Here is a 17,283-nt window from a genome sequence, read left to right as displayed (position 1 = left end):
TGGCTAATGAAGGGGACGAGCTTGGCTGCCGGCGTCGCCCTGGCAGCCGCCACCATTGCGTTAGCCGCTCCGGCGCAGGCCGACGACTACGACCAGGTCTTCAACAGGACGCTCAACGGCTACGGCATCTACGGCCCGCAGGACTACAACGCCTGGCTGGCAAAGATCAGCTGCGAGCGGGTCGGTCGCGGGGTGGACGGCGACGCGTACAAGTCCGCGACGTTCATCCAGCACAACCTGCCGCGTGGCACCACCCAGGGGCAGGCCTTCCAATTCTTGGGGGCGGCGATCGACCACTACTGCCCGGAAGCGGCGGGCTTCCTGCAGCGGGCGGGCACGTCGTAAGCCAGTTTCAGCGCAAGGGTTTGTAGCCCGCGTGCAGGGCCACGATGCCTCCGGTGAGGTTGCGCCACCGCACCGCTGCCCACCCGGCCCGCGAAATCTCGTGCGCCAGCGTCGCTTGGTCCGGCCAGGCCCGGATCGATTCGGCGAGGTACACGTATGCCTCGGGATTGCTGGACACCGCCTCGGCCATCCTCGGCAACGCCTGCATCAGGTATTCCTTATAGGCGGTGGCGAACAATCTGCTTGTGGGAGTTGAGAACTCGCACACCACCAGCCGCCCACCGGGCCGGGTCACCCGGGCCATTTCGCGCAGCGCCGCCTGCTGGTCGGCGACGTTGCGCAGGCCGAAGCTGATGGTGACCGCGTCGAAGACCTCGTCGGCGAACGGCAGCTTGGTGGCGTCGCCGGCCACCTTGGGCACCTGCCGCGCGGCACCGGCCGCGAGCATCCCGACGGAGAAGTCCGTCGCCACGCACCAGGCCCCGGATTTCTGCAGCTCGACGGTCGACACCGCGGTACCGGCGGCCAGGTCGAGCACCTTGTGTCCCGACCGGACCTGCAACGCGGCGCGGGTGGCTTGTCGCCAGTGCCGGTCGCGGCCCAGCGAGAGCACGGTGTTGGTCACGTCGTAGCGTCGGGCGACACCGTCGAACATCGACGCGACGTCCCGGGGGTCCTTGTCGAGGGCGGCGCGGCTCACGGTGTCGACGCTACCTGCTGGGAATGAGATGTCGCCGCATGCGTTGCAAGAGCACGTGAGCGGAAAAGTTTGGTTCATCACCGGTACATCACGCGGTTTCGGGCGCGAGTGGACGATCGCCGCACTGCAGCGGGGCGACCAGGTCGCCGCCACGGCACGCAACACCGCAACGTTGGACGACCTGGTCGAGCGGTTCGGCGAGGCGATCCTGCCCATCCAGTTGGACGTCACCGATCGGGCAGCGGATTTCGCGGCGGTCAAGCAGGCCCACGACCACTTCGGGCGGCTGGACATCGTCGTCAACAACGCCGGCTACGGCCAGTTCGGTTTCATCGAGGAGCTCTCCGAGCAGGAGGCGCGCGATCAGATCGAAACCAACGTCTTCGGCGCGTTGTGGATCACCCAGGCCGCGTTGCCCTACCTGCGCGCGCAGCGCAGTGGGCACATCATCCAGGTGTCCTCGATCGGCGGGATCTCCGCCTTCCCCGACGTCGGCATCTACCACGCGTCCAAGTGGGCGCTGGAGGGCTTCTCCCAGGCGCTCGCGCAGGAGGTGGCCGACTTCGGCGTGCACGTCACGCTGATCGAGCCGGGCGGGTTCTCCACCGACTGGAGCGGGTCGTCGTCCAAGCGCGCCGAGCGTTTGCCCGACTACGCAGAAGTGCACGCCAAGCAGGACGAATGGCGCAATCAGCGCTGGGCCAAGCCGGGGGACCCGGCGGCGTCGGCGACCGCGCTGCTCAAGGTCGTCGACGCCGACGAACCGCCGCTGCGGGTGTTCTTCGGCTCCGGCCCGCTGCAGCTGGCCAAGGACGACTACGAAAGCCGGCTGCGCACCTGGGAGCAGTGGCAGCCCGTCTCCGAGTTGGCGCAGGGCTAGACGGTATGGAGGCTGACTCGAGGCCGAAGGCCTCGGGCTGCAATCGGACGTGGGTTGCCGGTGTCGGGTGAACACTCGCACGGGTAGAGCCACAGTTGCAGATCAGGAGGCCTCCGGTGAGTTTCAACGGTACGAGTGTCGGGTTGGACGTGCACGCGCTTTCGGTGGTTGCTCATGCCGTCGATGAACAGACGGGTCGAGTCGAACGGGCGCGGTTGTGTCCTGATCACGGTGAGATCTTGGATTGGTTGCACCGGTTGCGAGGCCCGGTGCGAGTGGCCTATGAGGCCGGGCCAACGGGGTTTGGTCTGGCACGAGCTCTAGCGGATGCCCAGATCGACTGCGTGGTCGCCGCGCCATCGAAGCTGATCCGCCCGGCCGGGGATCGGGTCAAGACCGATGCTCGTGATGCTGCGCATCTGACCAGGTTGCTGCGGTTGGATGAGATCACTGCGGTTACGGTGCCCGACGTTGAGGTCGAGGCGGTGCGAGATTTGGTTCGTGCTCGCGAGGACGCCCGTGCGGATCTGATGCGTGTTCGGCACCGGTTGTCGAAGCTGTTGCTGCGCCAAGGCCGGGTCTACTCAGGTGGTCAGGCCTGGACCGGAGTGCACGAAACGTGGCTTAGGCGCCAACGATTCGACGATGTCCACACCGCGGCGGCGTTTGATCATCACTTTGACGCGGTGCTCACCGCTACCGCGGCCAGGAACCGTCTCGACGAGCAGATCGTCATGGTCGCGGCCTCACCGCGCTGGGCCGATCCGGTCAACCGGCTGGGCTGCCTACGCGGGATCTCGGCGTTGACTGGTCTGGCCTTAGCCGTAGAAATCGGGGACTGGACCCGATTCACCGGTGCCTCGATCGGCGCCTACGTCGGTCTGGTGCCCACCGAGTACTCCTCGGGGACTTCACGGGTCCAGGGTTCGATCACCAAGGCTGGCAACGCCCACGTCCGCAGACTGCTGATCGAATCGGCCTGGCACCACCGCGCCGGCTACCGCACCCCCGGTCCGACGATGCGGGCCCGATGGGCCAAGGTCGACCCAGCGCTCAAGGACCGCGGGCACGCCGGAAACCGCCGTTTACATCAGCAGTGGTGCCGGTTCAATGAGCGCAAGAAGCCCCACGTCGTGGCCAACGTCGCGGTCGCTCGTCAACTGGCCGGTTGGTGTTGGTCGCTGGCCACGCTGACATAAGCGCAGCCGCCCGAAGCTTGATCGGAGTCAGCCGGTCGGCGGTGAGGTAGGCGAACTGGACCTGCGTTACAGCTATGAGCAACAACAGCATTCGACCAATGCTGATGTGACGCCCGCCCCTAGAAAGCAGCCACCGTTCGCGCCGAACCATCGTCTTGCGGTACCCAACCCGCGTATATCAGTCTGACACCACCGTCGTTGACCAACGACCGCCGCGACGCCCGACTGACCCCGATCAAACGAAAGCCGCCCCGGCCCATACCGGGGCGGCTTTCACCTGCCTATTGACAAACAGTGCCTACATATCAGCTGTAGTGCCCAGGGTCGTTGGTTGAGATGTGACGACACGCTGTAGCGGTCGTTGATGGGTGAAGGTCTCCTGTCGTGGAGTGGAGCTGCTACCACTGCACCCACAACGAACAGGAGACCTTCGTGGTCCACGCTAACGCTGTTTTGACGCCTCGGGGTCGGTTGATGCTGGCTCGTCGTGTCGTTGATGAGGGATGGCCGATCGTGCGGGCCGCTGAACATTTCCATGTGTCGTGGCCGACCGCTAAACGTTGGGCGGTGCGGTATGCGGCGATGGGCGAGGCCGGGATGACCGATCGCTCTAGCCGACCCCATCACAGCCCTAACCGCACACCGCCGCCGGTCGTGCGCCGCATCGTGGAGCTGCGGTGGCGACATCGCCTCTCACCGCTGGCGATCGCGTCGCGGTTGTCGATGCCGGCCTCCACAGTGCACGCCGTTCTGGTGCGGTGCCGACTGAATCGCCTGTCGTACATCGATCTTCGCACTGGAGAGGTCATTCGTCGCTATGAACACGATCGCCCCGGTGCGCTCCTCCACGTCGATGTGAAGAAATTGGGCAACATCCCCGACGGCGGCGGCTGGCGATTTGTGGGACGAGCGCAAGGATGGCAGAACCGACGTTCGATGCCCGACACCAAACGCAGTCGTTACCGCAACGAATTGATGGGGCATGGCTTCGTGCACACCGTAATCGATGACCACTCGCGGGTGGCCTACGCCGAAATCCACGACGACGAAACTGCGGCCACCGCGATCGCGGTGTTGCGCCGCGCTGTGGGCTGGTTCGCCGTGCGCGGAGTGACGGTGCAACGTGTGCTCTCCGACAATGGCTCGTGCTACCGCTCCCATGCCTGGCGCCACGCCTGTGCTGAGCTGCACATCGTGCCTAAACGGACCCGCCCCTACCGGCCTCAGACCAACGGCAAAATCGAGCGCTTTCACCGCACCATGACCGCCGAATGGGCCTTCGCCCGTCACTACCCCAACGAACGCACCCGCCGCTCAGCTCTACCGGCGTGGCTACACACCTACAATCACCACCGGCATTTTCTGGGGTTAGCTGCCCTGTTGTGTGACGTTGCGTAAACCGGCGACACGGCCCGGTTCTGCAACAGATCTCCCGGGGTGTGGTGCTCGTGGCTGGTAGTGGTAAAGCTGCCTGCTGCGAGAGGAGATCAGGGTGCGGGCGTTTCTGGTGAGGTTGCCGTCCGGGGCGAGGTACTGGACGGTGCTGGATGAGGATTTGGCGGTGGTGGCCGAAGCGGATGCGTTCTTGCGGCATGTCCGATTCGGCCGTGACGGTTCGGAGTTGACCACAAGGTCATATGCGGGCGCCATCGCATTGTTTCTGCGCTGGTGTGTTCGCACCGGCCGGCATTGGCATGACGGGGTGGCGGCGCTGGGGCTGTTCATCACCTGGCTGCGTCACGCGGGGCCGCAGTCCAGCGGTGTCGAGGTCGTGGCGGGTGGGCAGGTGCTGGCTGGTCCGGGCGTTGAGCCGGTGCGTGGGGCGCGGCGGATCAACGGTGTGCTGACCGCGGTGCGGGGCTTCGTCGCTCACGCGGTGGCATCCGGTCAGGCGCCTGGCGAGCTGATGCCGTTGATCTATGAGCTGGCCGACGAGCGTGACCTGCCCGCGCAGGCCCGCGGTGAGGAACATCGGATGGCCTGGCGGATGCGGGCGCGGCATCGGTTGCACGAGCCAGAGGCGATGGTGGACCGGGCCAGCGATGCCGAGATCGTGGCGCTGCTGCGGGCCTGCCAGTCGGCGCGGGACAGGCTGATCGTGCTGTTGATGGCCAGGGCCGGGCTGCGGCGCGGCGAGTTGTGTGGCCTACGGCGCTCGGACGTTCACCTGTTGGCCGACTCACGTCTGCTGGGCTGTGAAATCCCGCGAGCGCACCTGCATGTGGTGCGGCGGGAGAATCCGAACGGCGCGTGGGCCAAATCGCGTCGCCAACGCGTGGTGCCGCTGGATTTTCTGGCGGTTCAGCTGTTCGATGTCTACGAGTTCGAGCGGTTTGCGGTGCCGCGGGCGGCTGAGTCGGATTTGTTGTTGGTCAACCTGTTTCGCGAGCCGATCGGCGCACCGATGCGCCCGGATACGATTAATGAATTGATCACCGCCTGCGCGCGGCGGGCCAGAATCGAGCATATGACGCCGCATCGGCTGCGGCATGCGTTCGGCAGTAACCTTGCCGACGCCGGTGCCGGTCTGGACGAGATCGCCGCCCTGCTGGGGCATGCGGCGATGAGTTCGTCGCAGGTCTATCTGCATCCCGACCCGGCCCGGTTGCGTGAGGCCGTCGACCGGGTCCGCAGTCCCCGCGAGCTTGCCGGGACGGACGGGTGAGCGCCGTGACGATGCCGACGGCTGCGATCGTCGCCGGCAGAGTGCACGTGTTCGCCGATCCAGCAGGAATCGACCGGCACGCTGCGTCGATCACCGTGGTGATCGATCCCGCGTTCCTCGCCGAAGCCGGCTGGGACGCGGCGCGAAAGGTGCTGTCGTTCGCACCGGAGCATCCGCTGCTGGGACGCCCGGTCTGCCGCGCGTCGGGCTGTTTGACATCCGCGCCGGCAGCGACGCGGATCTGCGCCTCGTGCCGGCGTCGGCTTGCCGAACACGGGCTCGGTGACGACGAGATCGCCTCGCTTCCGCCGCGGGGTCGCGAACGAATGGGGCGCGGGCCGGATGCTTGTGTCGTCGACGGTTGTCGACGCGAGTGGGAATCGGCGAGTTCCGGGCTGTGTCACGCCCACGCAGAACAGCTGCGCGCCTTGCCGGTTGCCGATGTCGACGAGTTCCGTGCTCACCGGCAAACCAGGCCGCTTCCGCCGTGTCCGCCGTGCGCGGTGGCCGCCTGCACTCGCCAGCGGCGCCATCCCGACGGTCTGTACTGTGAGGCGCACCAGCAGCGGCTGCGCACCGTCCGCGCACGTGACCCACATTTAGATGAAATCGTCTGGCGGGCAACCGAACCAGCGATCGGTCGCGGCGGCGAGGTTAGTCTGCGGGGCCTGACGCCGCTGGTGGTCGCTGAATTGCTGGTGGGCTTGCAGCAGCGCTGCCGGATCAACGCGGTCAAGACCGACGAGGCCGTGCTGCGCGCGTTCTGTAACGACTTGCTGGGCCAGCAGGTGGGGTCGATCGCCGACTATGTCATCGGTGACGGCCGGGGCCTGGAGTTCACCGGGCTGGTCAACTGCCTGATCGGTCATGCTCGGCGCGCCTTGTCGAGCCCGGAAACCGAAGTCGCCCAGGACGAATGGGACCTGGCGGTGTTTGGGCATCACGGCACGGTGTCGTTTACCGGCATCAGCCAGTCCTGGCTGCGGGAGGCCGCCAAGCGGTGGGCCGCCGATGACCTGCCGAAACGACGTGTCCGAGCCGGGCGGCGCACCAGCGCCGGCCTGGCCGTGCGCCACTACATCGGCTGCCTGGTGCGGTTGTCAGAGTCGCTGCGCATGCGCGAGGACCGCGGCGAACACCCAGCGGCGTTGGGACGCACCGATATGGAGGCGTTCCTGCACCGGCTGGCCTACCTTGAATCGGTCGGTCAGATCAGTGGCGATGCCCGGATCCGGGCCTGCCGCGAGGTTCGTGCCGTGCTCACCCGCATCCGGGCGATGGGGCTGACGCGGCCCGGCGGCATCGCCGCCGGGCTGGGCGAGGACTTTGTGATTGGGCAGGCGGACGTGCCTGTCGAACCCGAACCGGGCGAACCCAACCGGGACCTGCCGCCGGAAATCATGAAGCAGTTATGCGAACACCTGGATGAACTGACCTCATCAGAGATGCGCACCGCGGTCGAGTTGGCCATCGACACCGGCCGCCGTCCCGAAGAGATCTGCGAGCTGGACTTCGACTGCCTGACCCGAGACGACGACGGACAGCCCGTGCTGATCTACGACAACCATAAGGCCAACCGGCTCGCACGACGCCTGCCGATCAGCGAGCAGACCGCCGCCGTAATACTCGCCCAGCAGCAACAAGTCCGGAACCGCTACCCAAACACTCCGATCGGCGAGCTCAAGCTGCTGCCCACCGACCGGCGCAACCCCGGCGGACGCCGCGCGATCACCGGCTTTTCTCTCGCGTTCGCCCACCGCACCTGGGTCGACCGACTGCCGGTGCTGCGCAACGCCGATGGTGTCGAATATGACAAGAGCAAGGTGGTGCTCTACGCCTACCGGCACAGTTACGCCCAACGCCACGCTGACGCCGGCGTCCCCATCGAGGTGTTGCGTGAGCTGATGTCGCACCGCAAACTCGACACCACCAGCTGCTACTACCGCATCGGCGAAACCCGCCGCCGTGAAGCCGTCGATCGCGTCACCGCGATGCAGTTCGACCGGCATGGCAACCGCATCTGGCGGCAAGCCCAAGCATTGTTGGACTCCGAACACGCCCGTCGCGCCGTCGGCGAGGTCGCGGTTCCATTCGGTGTCTGCGCCGAACCGTCCAACGTCAAGGCCGGCGGCGGTGCCTGTCCGTTCCGGTTCCGCTGCGCTGGATGCGACCACTTCCGCACCGACGTCTCCTATCTGCCCGACCTGCGCGCCTACCTCGACGACCTGCTGCGCACCCGGGAACGCCTGCTCGCCACCACCGACCTCGATGACTGGGCCCGCGTCGAGGCGATGCCCTCCGAGGAGGAAATCCGCCGCATCCGCCGCCTGATCGACCAGATCAGAAACGGGCTCGGCGAACTCGAACCCGAACAGCGACAACAACTTCAACAAGCCGTCACCGTCGTGCGCCGACACCGCAGCGTCATGCTCGGCATGCCTCGCACCCGCCAAATCCTGCCCGACCTGCGCCCAGAGAGAACCCCATGACCACCAACACCACCCATGCCCTCGACGCGATGATCGACGGACGACGAGCCGACTCCACCAGACGCCGCCAACGCGTCCTTTCCGCCCTCGAGGTCGCCATCAAAGACGGCGCAGAACTCAGCGCCACCAGCATCGCTCAACGCGCCGGAGTCGACCGCACCTTCCTATACCGCCACCGCGACCTGCTCGAACGCATCCACGCCGCTGCAACCCAGCCACCAGACAAATCCGAGATCGGTCACCAGGTCACCCGTGCCTCACTGCAGGCCGACTTGCTCGCCGCCCAGCACCGCTGCACCCGCATGGCCGCACGCACCCAACAACTCGAGATCCGTCTGTCTGAACTGCTCGGCGAACAAGCATGGCGCGCAAGCGGACTCGGCGCGCCAACCGACATCGAGCAACTTCAGCAACGCATCGTCACGCTCGAACAACAAATCGTCGAGCTACGGCTGCAACTCGAAGAACGCGACCAAGACCTCACCGCCGCCCGCGCCGCCAACCGCGAACTTATGGCCCAGCTCAACCTCTCCCAGCCGACCGGCTGACAAATGAGTCCTTGCACCACACCTGTTGCGCACCATATTCTTCAGCAGCCAGCCGCGCGAACTGCGGAAACACCGGGACACTACCGCGACTCAGGCCGCGAGCCCAAGAGAACCGTCCACACTCCGCAATCGGCAAGACCCCACCCATCACACGGTTGACCAACCTGCCTGAGCAGTACAGCTGATATGTAGGCACTGTTTGTCAATAGGCAGGTGAAAGCCGCCCCGGTATGGGCCGGGGCGGCTTTCGTTTGATCGGGGTCAGTCGGGCGTCGCGGCGGTCGTTGGTCAACGACGGTGGTGTCAGACTGATATACGCGGGTTGGGTACCGCAAGACGATGGTTCGGCGCGAACGGTGGCTGCTTTCTAGGGGCGGGCGTCACATCAGCATTGGTCGAATGCTGTTGTTGCTCATAGCTGTAACGCAGGTCCAGTTCGCCTACCTCACCGCCGACCGGCTGACTCCGATCAAGCTTCGGGCGGCTGCGCTTATGTCAGCGTGGCCAGCGACCAACACCAACCGGCCAGTTGACGAGCGACCGCGACGTTGGCCACGACGTGGGGCTTCTTGCGCTCATTGAACCGGCACCACTGCTGATGTAAACGGCGGTTTCCGGCGTGCCCGCGGTCCTTGAGCGCTGGGTCGACCTTGGCCCATCGGGCCCGCATCGTCGGACCGGGGGTGCGGTAGCCGGCGCGGTGGTGCCAGGCCGATTCGATCAGCAGTCTGCGGACGTGGGCGTTGCCAGCCTTGGTGATCGAACCCTGGACCCGTGAAGTCCCCGAGGAGTACTCGGTGGGCACCAGACCGACGTAGGCGCCGATCGAGGCACCGGTGAATCGGGTCCAGTCCCCGATTTCTACGGCTAAGGCCAGACCAGTCAACGCCGAGATCCCGCGTAGGCAGCCCAGCCGGTTGACCGGATCGGCCCAGCGCGGTGAGGCCGCGACCATGACGATCTGCTCGTCGAGACGGTTCCTGGCCGCGGTAGCGGTGAGCACCGCGTCAAAGTGATGATCAAACGCCGCCGCGGTGTGGACATCGTCGAATCGTTGGCGCCTAAGCCACGTTTCGTGCACTCCGGTCCAGGCCTGACCACCTGAGTAGACCCGGCCTTGGCGCAGCAACAGCTTCGACAACCGGTGCCGAACACGCATCAGATCCGCACGGGCGTCCTCGCGAGCACGAACCAAATCTCGCACCGCCTCGACCTCAACGTCGGGCACCGTAACCGCAGTGATCTCATCCAACCGCAGCAACCTGGTCAGATGCGCAGCATCACGAGCATCGGTCTTGACCCGATCCCCGGCCGGGCGGATCAGCTTCGATGGCGCGGCGACCACGCAGTCGATCTGGGCATCCGCTAGAGCTCGTGCCAGACCAAACCCCGTTGGCCCGGCCTCATAGGCCACTCGCACCGGGCCTCGCAACCGGTGCAACCAATCCAAGATCTCACCGTGATCAGGACACAACCGCGCCCGTTCGACTCGACCCGTCTGTTCATCGACGGCATGAGCAACCACCGAAAGCGCGTGCACGTCCAACCCGACACTCGTACCGTTGAAACTCACCGGAGGCCTCCTGATCTGCAACTGTGGCTCTACCCGTGCGAGTGTTCACCCGACACCGGCAACCCACGTCCGATTGCAGCCCGAGGCCTTCGGCCTCGAGTCAGCCTCCATACCGTCTAGCCGGCTAGGCGTAGCGGCGCAACATGCCGGTGCGCCGGGGCTCGCTGACCACGGCGTCGTAGTGGCCGAGTAGCTCGTCGCAGATAGCCGACCAGCTGCGGCCCAGCACGCTACGACGCGCCGCTACCGAATACCGGTGGCGTTGAGCGATCAAATGGTCGACCGCGGCCGGAAGGCGCGCCTCGAATTCGGCGACCGGCAACAACAACCCGGTGCGTTGCGGGGTGACGAGGTCGCGCGGGCCGCCCGCGTCCGGTGCGATCACCGGCAACCCCGACGCCAGCGCCTCCTGCACCACCTGGCAGAAGGTCTCGTGTTCCCCGGGGTGGACGAAGACGTCCATGCTGGCGTAGGCGGTGGCCAGTTCCTGGCCGTATAGCGCGCCGGTGAAAACGGCGTTGGGCATGGCCTTTTGGAGTTTGCGCTGATCGACACCGTCACCGACGATGACCAGCTGCACCGCATCCCGGGCCGCCAGCACCGCGAGTCGTTCCACGTGCTTCTCCGGGGCCAGCCGGCCGACGAAACCGACGATCGGCTTGCCCTGCGGCGACCAGTGCTGCCGCAGCGCTTCATCGCGGGCCGACGGCACATACCGAATCAGGTCGACGCCGCGGCCCCAGCGATGCAGGCGCGGGATACGTTGGGCGGCAAGGACTTCCATTGTCGGAGTGGAAGGCGCCAAATTGCGGTCGGCGAGGTTGTGCAGATGGCGAAACCACGCCCACGCCGCGCGCGTCGTCACGCCGATGCCGTAGCTCGCGGCGAATCCCGGTACGTCGGTCTGATAGACCGCTACCGTCGGCACCCCGAGGCGGCGCGCGGCGCGCACGCCGCCGTAGCCGAGCAGCGCCGGGGACGCCAGATGCATGACGTCGGGATCGAAGCCGCGCAGCACGCCGAGCAGTCGCGGGGTGGGCACCCCCAGCGGGAGCGTGGTGACCTTCGGGAACATCCGCGACGGGGTGCGGTGAACCCGGACCCCGTCGTGCAGGCGGTCGGCGCGCGGCTCCCCCGGCGGCGCGTCGGGGGCGATGACGAGGGCTTCATGCCCGGTGCGTCGCAGGTGCTCGAGCACCCGGACCACCGAGTTACTGACGCCGTTGACCTGCGGGAGGAAGGATTCGGCGACAATCGCAACGCGCACGCCCCCACGGTTTCAGCGTCGCCTGTCGCGGAGGTTGCCGCGCGGCGTACGCGGCGCGAAATCAACGCGTCAGCCGCTTATCCAGCAGCGCCAGTCCCACCAGCGCGATCGCGGCCGTCAGCCAGGCCACCACCGCGATCGACCCGGCGGGGATGATCGACAGCCCGGCGTTGCGGTGCTGCACGCGAACCAGGTTGGGGTCTCTCTTGTTGTATTCGACGTAGATCCGCATCCCGGTCGCCAGCTCGGAGGGATACAGCACACCGAGTTCGGGCCGGTAGGTGACGCGATCGGGGGTGACGAACTCGATGGTGGAACGTCGCGGTCCGGCGCTGAGCACCTCGGCCTGCGCGACGCCCATGTTGCGGTCGATGGCCAAGTCGTTGCGCCAGGCCCCGGCCACCAGCAGCACCGACTGCAAGGTGACCAGGACCGTCACGATCAACACCGCGATGCGCACCCAGCGCACCACGATCCGCGAGCGGGTTTGTGGCATCTCCTCGCTGGTTCCGTGAATGAGGATGCGCCACAGCCTTTTTACCGATGTCACAAAGCGGCCTTGATGGACGCGTGCAGCTGGCGCAGCGAGGAGCGGTCGGCCTTGACCTCCAGCACCCGTAGGCCGGCGCCGCGTTCGTCGAAAGCGGTGGGTAGTTCGTCGACCTCGATCTGTCGGCTCTCCACGTGGTAGGCGCGACACAGCGCGCCGACGTCCACGTCATGCGGGGTGCCGAAGATGCGCTGGGACACATCGGAGAAGCGCGGGTCACCCTGCTCGAGCAGTTCGAAGATGCCACCGCCGTTGTCGTTGGAGACCACGATGGTCAAGTCGCGCGGGATGGGTTCGGTGGGACCGATCAACAAGCCCGAGCTGTCGTGGACGAAGGTCAGATCGCCGATCAGCGCGATGGTGCGCGGCGGGTGCTCCGAGTCACCGGTGCGCTCGTGGGCCAGGGCCGCGCCGATGGCGGTGGACACGGTGCCGTCGATACCGGCCACCCCGCGGTTGGATCGGACCTTGACCCTGGGGTTGTTCAGGCCGACCAGCGCAGCGTCGCGGACCGGGTTGGACGCGCCGAGCACCAGCTGGTCGCCGGGTCGCAGCCCGTCGGCGACGGCCGCGGCCACGTGCAGTCCGGTGGTGAGCGGATGCGCGGCGAGTTGGCCGCGTACCGCGGCGACCGCGTGCCGGTTGAGTTCGGCGCAACGCTGCAGCCACGCCGGGTTCGGTGCACCCGAGGTGACGGCACGGGTCCCGGTGGCCTGGGAGTTGCCCGAGACGTCGGGCCAGCGCGGGCCCGTGGTCAGCGCGTACACCGGCAGCTCGGAGTCGGCGAGCAGCTTGGATACCGGACGGTGCAGGGTGGGCCGACCCAGCATGATCACCTGTTGGGGCCGCAGCAGCGGCAGCGCCAGCGGGTGCAGCGGAGTCTGCGGTGCCGGCGCGGTTGGTTCGGCGACCGTCGGCAACTCCGCCAGGTTGGGGTGCACGCCGGCGCCGTGCCCGGCGATGACGACGGTGTCCGGCGACAGGTCGATGTCCAGCGGCTGGTCGAAGGTGACCGGCGGGGTGTAGGTCCACGGCTTGCCGTCGGGGCGTCCCGGCGGGACGGCGGCACCGTGCGGTTCGGGGCCGGGCACCAACGGTTCGCGCAGCGGGATGTCGAACTGCACCGGGCCGGCGTTGGCGGTACGAGAACCCATGGCCGCCACCAACACTCGGCACGTGGCCGACCGCCAGGTCGCGTTCAGCGCGGGCAACCGTTCGACAGCGTCCTCGGCCAGGCCCAGGCTGATGGTGGCGCGGACCTGGGAGCCGAAGTAGCCGAGCTGTTCCATGGTCTGGTTGGCGCCGGTGCCCAGCAATTCGTAGGGCCGGTTGGCCGAGAGCACGATCAGCGGCACGCGGGCATAGTTGGCCTCCACCACGGCGGGTCCGAGGTTTGCCACGGCGGTCCCCGAGGTCATCGCGACACACACCGGCGCGTCGGCTCCGATGGCCAGCCCGATGGCCAGATAGCCGGCGGTGCGTTCGTCGATGCGCACATGCAGGCGCAGGCGGCCGGCCCGGTCTGCGTCCTGCAGGGCGAACGCCAGCGGCGCGTTGCGGGAGCCCGGGCACAGCACCACGTCGCGGACGCCGCCGCGGATCAGTTCGTCGACGACGACGCGGGCCTGTGTCGTCGAGGGGTTCATCTGTCCAGAGTGGCACAACCGGCCAACACGGCCATATCGTCTGGGTCAGGCGGCCACACTGGCGAAGAATTTCAGCGCCGCGGTGTTGACCGCCTGCGGCCGCTCCAAGAACCCGAGATGGCCGGCGTCGGGTATTTGCAGGAAGCGACCGTTGGGCAGCGCGTCGGCAACTTCGCGGCCCAGGTAGGGCGGCGTCACCACGTCGTCGGAGAAGCCCATGACCAGCACCGGCGCGGCGATATTGCGGTAGGCCGGCAGGCGGTTGGTCTGCGGGGACACGTCCAGCTGGGCGCGGAACCCCGGGGTGAGCTTGGTGGGCCACATGCTGAACATGGCGATCCAGTCGGCGACGGCGGCGTCGTCGTTGAGGGTCTTGCGGGAGAAGTTCTCCAGCAACCGGTTCTTCGCGTCGTAGGTGGGCGGCAGCTGCACCCGGGCGGCGTCGAGATCGGCCTCGGCCTGGTGGAAGAACTGCCGGGAGCGGTCCAGCCGGCCGCGGGTCGCCATCAGCACCGCGGAGCTGACCAGTTCGGGTCGGACCACCATCAATTCCTGGGCGATGAACGAGCCCATCGACACCCCGACCACCCGCGCCGGCGCGATGTCGAGGGATTCGATCAAGGCGGCGGTGTCGTTGACCATCGTCTGGGTGGTGAAGCCCTCGGCGTTCTCGGTGGCGCCGATGCCGCGGTTGTCGAAGGTGATGCAGCGGTATCCGGCGTCCAGGAAAGCCGGCACTTGGTGTAGCTGCCAGGTGCGTCCGGCACCGCCGCGGCCGGCGATAAAGACAACCGGCGCACCGGTTCCCTTGTCGTCATAAGCCAGGTTGATCACCCGAACGACGGTACAAGCAGCGGGTAGCAGTCCTTGACCCGGTCGATCCACCACTGGCGCCGCAGCGGGGGCGCCGCGAGCGCCCTCAGGCGCGCGGCCTCGGGCGCGATCGGGCCCACCGGCAGGGTGCCGCCTTCCGGGACGACGGGCGGGGCGACGTCGTCGACGAACAGGCCGCCGGTGCCCAGCCCGCAGGCGTGGTGCAGATCGGGCAACGCCGCGGCGGCCAGCAGCCCCCGGCCGATGCCGACCGCCGAGTCCAGGGCGCTGGAGATGACCACCGGGATGTCGATCTGCTCGGCGATCGCGAGCAGCGGCGAAATCCCGCCCAGCGGAGCCACTTTGAGCACCGCGACGTCGGCGGCGCCGGCGCGGACCACGGCCAGCGGGTCCTGCGCCTTACGGATGCTTTCGTCGGCGGCGATCGGCACGTCCGGCAGCTCCGGGCGCCGGCGCAGTTCGGCCAGTTCGGCGACGCTGGCACAGGGTTGTTCGAGGTATTCCAGCGGCCCGTCGGCGGTCAGCGCGATCGCGGCCTGCACCGCCTGGTCGACGGTCCAGCCGCCGTTGGCGTCCACCCGCACGGTCGCCACCAATTGCCGCACGGCGCCGACCCGTTCGACGTCCTCGGCCAGGGTCTGCCCGGGTTCGGCGACCTTGACCTTGGCGGTGCCGGCGCCGGGGAAGCGGGCCAGCACGTCGGGCACTTGGGCGGCGGTGACGGCCGGGACGGTGGCGTTGATGGGGATGCGGTCGCGACGCACCGGCGGCGGGGGCCGGTAGGCGGCCTCGACGGCCGAGGCCAGCCAGTGCGCGGCCTCGGCCGGACCGTACTCCGGGAAGGCGCCGAATTCACCCCAGCCCGCCGGCCCGTCGATCAGCGCGACTTCCCGGGTGGTGATGCCGCGAAAGCGCACCCGCATGGGCAGCGCCACGACGTGCAGGCGCTCCAGCAGGTCGTCCAGCGTCGGAGTCACTGCGCGTAGACCTGCCGGCCTGCCAGATAGGTCGCGCGTACCTGCAGATCGGCGATCTGTTCGGCCGGCACCGTTCGCGGGTCGGCCGACAGCACCACCAGGTCGGCGTATTTGCCGACCTCCAGCGAGCCGATCACGTCGTCGGCTTGCAATTGCCAAGCGGCGTCGATGGTTTGGGCGCGGATCGCCTGCTCGACGGTCAGTCGCTCTTCGGGGGCGAGCACTCGCCCGCTGGGTGCGGTGCGGGTGGCGGCGACGCTGATGTTGCGCAGCGGCTCCTCCGGGGTGACCGGCGGGTCGTTGTGCAAGGAGATGCGCATGCCGGCGGCCACCGCCGATCCGGCCGGCATCCAACGGGATCCGCGCTCGGGTCCGAACAGGCCGTCGACGATGACGTCGCCCCAGTAGTGGATCTGGTCGACGAAGATGCTGCAGGTGACGCCCAGTTCGACGGCCCGGCGCAGTTGCTCGGGGCGGATGGCGCCCACGTGTTCCAGCCGCAGCCGGTGATCCTCACGCGGATTGCATTGCAGCGCTTGCTCGTACACATCGAGGATGGTGTCGACGCCGGCGTCGCCCTGGACATGGCAGGCCATCTGCCAGCCGCGCGGGAAGTAGGCATCCACGATTTCGGTCAGCTGCTCGGCGGTGTAGTTGGCGCAGCCGCACGAGCCGGGGGTCACCCCGATGGTGCGGGTGGCCTCGGTGTCCAGATACGGGAAAGACAGCGCGATGTTGCCGATCCACGGGGACCCGTCGACCCAGATCTTGATGCCCACCTGGCGCAGCATGTCGTCACCTTGGCCGGGTGTGGCGTCGGTGGACATCTCGGTGTTGGAGATTTCGTAGGTGCGCAGCCGGACCGTCAGTCGGTCGCGCAGTTGCTCGACCAGGGGCCGAAACGACGGGTCGAACGCCATCTCCGAGCAGGTGGTCAAGCCGGCGCGGTTGAGGCGGGCGCATTCGGCGAGCAGCATCGCCGGGTAGTCGCTGGGTTGGATGGCACCGCGCAGCAGCGGGAAGACGGCACCGGTTTCTTCGGCGGTGCCGTCGAGTTCCCCGTCGGCGTCGTGGCCGTACCTTGCGCCCTTCGGGTCGGGTGTGTCTCGGGTCAGGCCGCTGCGACGGGCGGCGTGGGAATTGAAGAAGGCTTTGTGTCCGGAGTTGTGCAGGATGACCAGGGGCCCGTCCGGGGCGATGTCGTCGAGCCAGGCCAGCGTCGGCTCGGGAAGTCCGATTTGCAGCAGCGGATCCCAGCCGTTGAGGTAGGCCCCGGAGGTGCCGCGCTGGGCGGTCTCACGCCGGATGGCCTGGACCACGTCGCCGGCGTCGCGCATGGTGACGGGGCGGATGTCGACGATGCGGTCCGACAGGGCGATGGCCTCCATCAGCGGATGGCCGTGTGCCTCAATGAATCCCGGCATGACGCACCCGTCACCGACGTCGACGACTTGGGTGTGCGGGCCGAGGTGGGGTTGGACGTCGGCGCGGTCACCGACGGCGACGATCCGGCCGTCGGCGATCGCGATGGCGTCGGCCGTGGGCCGGGCGTCGTCGACGGTCAAGATGGTTCCGGTGATGACGACATCTGCGGCGGCCATGGACCGAAA

At 67.5% G+C, this 17,283-nt stretch carries 15 protein-coding genes; 7 read left to right on the top strand and 8 right to left on the bottom strand.

The features are described 5' to 3' along the window. Positions 1-6: 6 nt before the first annotated feature. Positions 7-345, top strand: a complete 339-nt coding sequence (locus I2456_RS04645) for a DUF732 domain-containing protein (protein WP_068022180.1) — start codon at positions 7-9, stop codon at positions 343-345. Between the two features lie 7 nt (positions 346-352). On the opposite strand, the gene I2456_RS04640 is transcribed toward I2456_RS04645, so the two are convergent. After that, entirely contained in the window at positions 353-1,045 is a 693-nt protein-coding gene (locus tag I2456_RS04640) for a demethylmenaquinone methyltransferase (protein WP_068022182.1), read from the bottom strand. Positions 1,046-1,100: 55 nt separating this feature from the next. Between I2456_RS04640 and I2456_RS04635 the strand changes: the two genes are divergently transcribed. From I2456_RS04635 to I2456_RS04610, 6 genes are all read left to right on the top strand, one after another. Beyond that, on the top strand, positions 1,101-1,925 hold the full coding sequence (locus I2456_RS04635; protein ID WP_085072885.1) for an SDR family oxidoreductase: 825 nt from the start codon (positions 1,101-1,103) through the stop codon (positions 1,923-1,925). A gap of 116 nt (positions 1,926-2,041) precedes the next feature. Further along, positions 2,042-3,124 (top strand): IS110 family RNA-guided transposase, encoded by a 1,083-nt coding sequence (locus I2456_RS04630; RefSeq protein WP_170291478.1) that lies wholly within the window; start codon positions 2,042-2,044, stop codon positions 3,122-3,124. A gap of 432 nt (positions 3,125-3,556) precedes the next feature. After that, the gene (locus I2456_RS04625) at positions 3,557-4,522 is read left to right on the top strand and encodes an IS481 family transposase (RefSeq protein WP_163703754.1); all 966 of its coding nucleotides are present in this window, start codon (positions 3,557-3,559) and stop codon (positions 4,520-4,522) included. A 94-nt stretch (positions 4,523-4,616) separates the two neighbouring features. Beyond that, positions 4,617-5,789 (top strand): tyrosine-type recombinase/integrase, encoded by a 1,173-nt coding sequence (locus I2456_RS04620; RefSeq protein ID WP_033710464.1) that lies wholly within the window; start codon positions 4,617-4,619, stop codon positions 5,787-5,789. Further along, on the top strand, positions 5,786-8,278 hold the full coding sequence (locus I2456_RS04615) for a tyrosine-type recombinase/integrase (protein ID WP_141244865.1): 2,493 nt from the start codon (positions 5,786-5,788) through the stop codon (positions 8,276-8,278). Before I2456_RS04620 ends, I2456_RS04615 begins: the two co-directional genes overlap by 4 nt. After that, positions 8,275-8,826: a DUF6262 family protein gene (locus I2456_RS04610; RefSeq protein ID WP_080711234.1), complete on the top strand. Its 552-nt coding sequence runs from the start codon at positions 8,275-8,277 to the stop codon at positions 8,824-8,826. The genes I2456_RS04615 and I2456_RS04610 overlap by 4 nt, the downstream gene beginning before the upstream one ends. A 490-nt stretch (positions 8,827-9,316) precedes the next feature. Here the strand turns inward: I2456_RS04610 and I2456_RS04605 are convergent, their stop codons facing one another. From I2456_RS04605 to I2456_RS04575, 7 genes are all read right to left on the bottom strand, one after another. Continuing rightward, entirely contained in the window at positions 9,317-10,399 is a 1,083-nt protein-coding gene (locus I2456_RS04605; protein WP_170291478.1) for an IS110 family RNA-guided transposase, read from the bottom strand. A 124-nt stretch (positions 10,400-10,523) separates the two neighbouring features. Further along, positions 10,524-11,666 (bottom strand): glycosyltransferase family 4 protein, encoded by a 1,143-nt coding sequence (locus I2456_RS04600; protein ID WP_085075001.1) that lies wholly within the window; start codon positions 11,664-11,666, stop codon positions 10,524-10,526. Positions 11,667-11,727: 61 nt separating this feature from the next. Beyond that, positions 11,728-12,216: a DUF3592 domain-containing protein gene (locus I2456_RS04595; protein ID WP_371869908.1), complete on the bottom strand. Its 489-nt coding sequence runs from the start codon at positions 12,214-12,216 to the stop codon at positions 11,728-11,730. Continuing rightward, the gene (gene menD / locus I2456_RS04590; protein ID WP_085075002.1) at positions 12,213-13,862 is read right to left on the bottom strand and encodes a 2-succinyl-5-enolpyruvyl-6-hydroxy-3-cyclohexene-1-carboxylic-acid synthase; all 1,650 of its coding nucleotides are present in this window, start codon (positions 13,860-13,862) and stop codon (positions 12,213-12,215) included. The genes I2456_RS04595 and menD overlap by 4 nt, the downstream gene beginning before the upstream one ends. Positions 13,863-13,907: 45 nt before the next feature. Next, the gene (locus I2456_RS04585; protein WP_085075003.1) at positions 13,908-14,696 is read right to left on the bottom strand and encodes an alpha/beta fold hydrolase; all 789 of its coding nucleotides are present in this window, start codon (positions 14,694-14,696) and stop codon (positions 13,908-13,910) included. Further along, on the bottom strand, positions 14,693-15,619 hold the full coding sequence (locus I2456_RS04580; protein ID WP_241007947.1) for an o-succinylbenzoate synthase: 927 nt from the start codon (positions 15,617-15,619) through the stop codon (positions 14,693-14,695). The genes I2456_RS04585 and I2456_RS04580 overlap by 4 nt, the downstream gene beginning before the upstream one ends. 50 nt (positions 15,620-15,669) lie before the next feature. After that, complete coding sequence (locus I2456_RS04575) at positions 15,670-17,274, bottom strand: amidohydrolase (RefSeq protein ID WP_085075005.1); 1,605 nt, start codon at positions 17,272-17,274, stop codon at positions 15,670-15,672. Between the last annotated feature and the right edge of the window lie 9 nt (positions 17,275-17,283).

The organism is Mycobacterium kubicae (genome assembly GCF_015689175.1).
Classification (GTDB): Bacteria; Actinomycetota; Actinomycetes; order Mycobacteriales; family Mycobacteriaceae; genus Mycobacterium; species Mycobacterium kubicae.
Note: the sequence above shows the minus strand (reverse complement) of the source record. Positions and strands in the feature narration are given on the sequence as shown.